At 35.6% G+C, this 2658-nt stretch carries 2 protein-coding genes and 1 pseudogene; 2 read left to right on the top strand and 1 reads right to left on the bottom strand.

Translation table 11 applies throughout. The features are described from left to right. Nucleotides 1-529: 529 nt before the first annotated feature. Together BMY79_RS11695 and BMY79_RS11690 are read left to right on the top strand one after the other, a co-directional pair. The gene (locus tag BMY79_RS11695; protein ID WP_074731028.1) at nucleotides 530-1081 is read left to right on the top strand and encodes a GrpB family protein; all 552 of its coding nucleotides are present in this window, start codon (nucleotides 530-532) and stop codon (nucleotides 1079-1081) included. Nucleotides 1082-1130: 49 nt separating this feature from the next. Further along, entirely contained in the window at nucleotides 1131-2420 is a 1290-nt protein-coding gene (locus BMY79_RS11690) for a GNAT family N-acetyltransferase (RefSeq protein ID WP_074731027.1), read from the top strand. 36 nt (nucleotides 2421-2456) lie between these two features. Here the strand turns inward: BMY79_RS11690 and BMY79_RS11685 are convergent. Further along, a pseudogene (locus tag BMY79_RS11685) lies at nucleotides 2457-2658 on the bottom strand (hypothetical protein); the annotation flags it as partial.

Below are 2658 nucleotides of genomic sequence, written 5' to 3'. Positions count from 1 at the left end.
TCTTTGATAATCCTTTTCATTTACACTATCGTGAATGGCATAGGAAATTCTAAACTTGATTTAGAGGATTGTATTTCATTCATGCGTGAAAAATTGGAGGCAGAGACTACCATAAAAGAATTTGATCGTCAAGTATTTTAAAGTATAGTGGATTATGTCATCGGGGCATTATCCGGAAAAACTATGCACTGCAATGAAAAATTTTAACACTGTTTTTTCTGCCTACGATGGGGATAAATTAGTCGGGATGGATTGGTTAAAAAACATTGAATTATAGCTAAATGTATCGTGGTTGCTATAGATAGAATTTTGAGATAGCTGACCAACTTTTGTATTGATGCCTCTGTGAAATCAGCTTTTGAAAGAGGATACAGAGTAATCATTCCAAGGGGAACGAACTCCACGATGGATAATGATTACATGGATGGCGAAACAACTTATCAATATTACAATGAAATGATGTGGCTAAAGAGATTTGCCGACTGCATTTCTTTGGAAGAAGCAATTGAAAGGATGGAGAAATAGCTTAATGAGAACAAAACATGTTGTTGTACTTCCATATGATGAAAAGTGGAAGCAGAATTTTCTTGATATAAAAAATGAGCTAAGTCAGGCTCTCGGAGATATTGAAATTTCTATTGAGCATGTCGGCAGTACGTCGGTTGAAGGATTGGCAGCTAAGCCAATTATAGACATTGATGTTGTTGTAACAAAAGAAAGAATTAATGATGCGATTTTAGCTTTGAAAAGTATTGGCTACATCCATGAAGGTAATCTTGGAATACCTGGGAGAGAAGCCTTCGCATATGAAGGCAAGGAACATTTACAGCAGCATCATTTATATGTGTGCCCGCAGGATTCGCTGGAATTGAAAAGACATCTGGCATTCAGGGATTATCTCAGAGTGCATCCAGAGGCAGTAGATGAATACAGTAAAATTAAGATGGAGGCTGCTTCCTTGTATCCAGAGGACATTGATAAATATATTGAATATAAGGCACCAGTTATAGAGAATATTTATTCTAAGATGCAAGGATTTTGGGTTGACATGATGGCGTTACATGATTATACTCATAAATAAAAATTTGAAGAAAGCAGAAAAGATATGAAAAATACACGGAGGAGTTGTTATGGAACTAGTAAGAGTACAGGATTCTGATTATCGAAAAGCATATGAGCTCTATATGTCCTTTCCTGAAAATGAAAACGGCTATATGAATAATGTATATGGTTATAGCTATGAACAGTTTCTTGAGTGGATAGAAAAAAAGCGAAACTGGTCATTGGGAAAAGAACTACCGGAGGGATATGTTCCTGATACTACTTATGTGCTCGTTGATGAAGGCGTTTATGTTGGAGTTTTCAATTTAAGGCATTGTCTGAATGATTTTTTGAGAGAAGGGGCTGGTCATATTGGTTATTGTATTTCCAAAAAATATCGTGGAAAAGGATATGCAACGAAAGGACTTGAACTTACTTTAATAAAGGCTAGACAGATGTGCATTCATGAAGTATATATGTCTGTAAATAAGGATAATCCGGCAAGTCTTCGTGTGCAGATTAAAAATGGAGCATATATTCATCATGAAAATGAGAAAGAGTATTTTACAAGGGTAAATGCGGTTGAGGAAGGCACTTCAAGGGAAAAAATCATCAACAAGTTTTATTCTCAATATGAAGAAGAAGGACGTCTTGAAAGGACCGTGCATGGCCGCTTAGAATATACGACTACGATGAATTATATTCATAGATATGCTGATAAAAAATCAAAGGTTCTGGAAATTGGAGCAGGAACAGGGCGTTATTCTATAACTCTTGCAAAAGAGGGAATGGATGTAACCGCAGTTGAACTGGTGGATAAGAATCTGGAAATTCTTAGAGAAAAAAGCAAGGGAATTGGCAACATAAAATCGATTCAGGGAGATGCCACAAAACTGGATACGCTTGAAGATAATTGCTTCGACCTTACGCTTGTATTTGGTCCTCTATATCACCTATATGAAAAAGAAGAAGTTAATAAGGCAATCGATGAAGCTATCAGGGTAACCAAACCTGGCGGTGTGATAATGTTTGCATTTATATCCGTATATGCAATCATGTATTCTAATTACTTTTATGGGAACTGGTCTAAAGGACAGGAAGAAAATTTTACAGATGATAATAAGGTTAGACATTTTAAAGAACAGCTCTTTACCGGTTATGATATTTCAGAATTTGAGGATCTATTTAAGACTAAAAATGTAACGTATATTACAACGGCAGGTGTGGACGGACTTATTGAACCAGTTGAGCATCGGGCTGATTTTTCAATCTCAGAGGATGACTTTAAGAAACTTTCAGACTGGTATATGTCACATTCTGAAAAAAGAGAATTGCTTGGAAACACCAATCATCTTTTGTATATATGTAAAAAAGTATGATCATTCAAATTTGTTATCCGATAGAGATATTAGTGATTAATCTTGAGGCGGTATTATTTCTTCAAATCCTAAATCATATTTCAACTGTTCAATGTCAACAGTTTCGCGAACAACACGTTTTCCGCTGTATTTAGTATGTTTTCTCGAAGTAGTACCATCTGGATTTTCGATGATATTGCTTCGAGATACTTTTATGGATTGAACGGTGTCAAATATTTTAGGTGAAATAATAGCAGGA

The sequence above is a fragment of the Lachnobacterium bovis genome, from assembly GCF_900111325.1.
Lineage (GTDB): Bacteria > Bacillota > Clostridia > Lachnospirales > Lachnospiraceae > Roseburia > Roseburia bovis_A.
The sequence above is the reverse complement of the archived record's forward strand: the minus strand, read 5'-3'. Positions and strand labels throughout refer to the sequence as shown.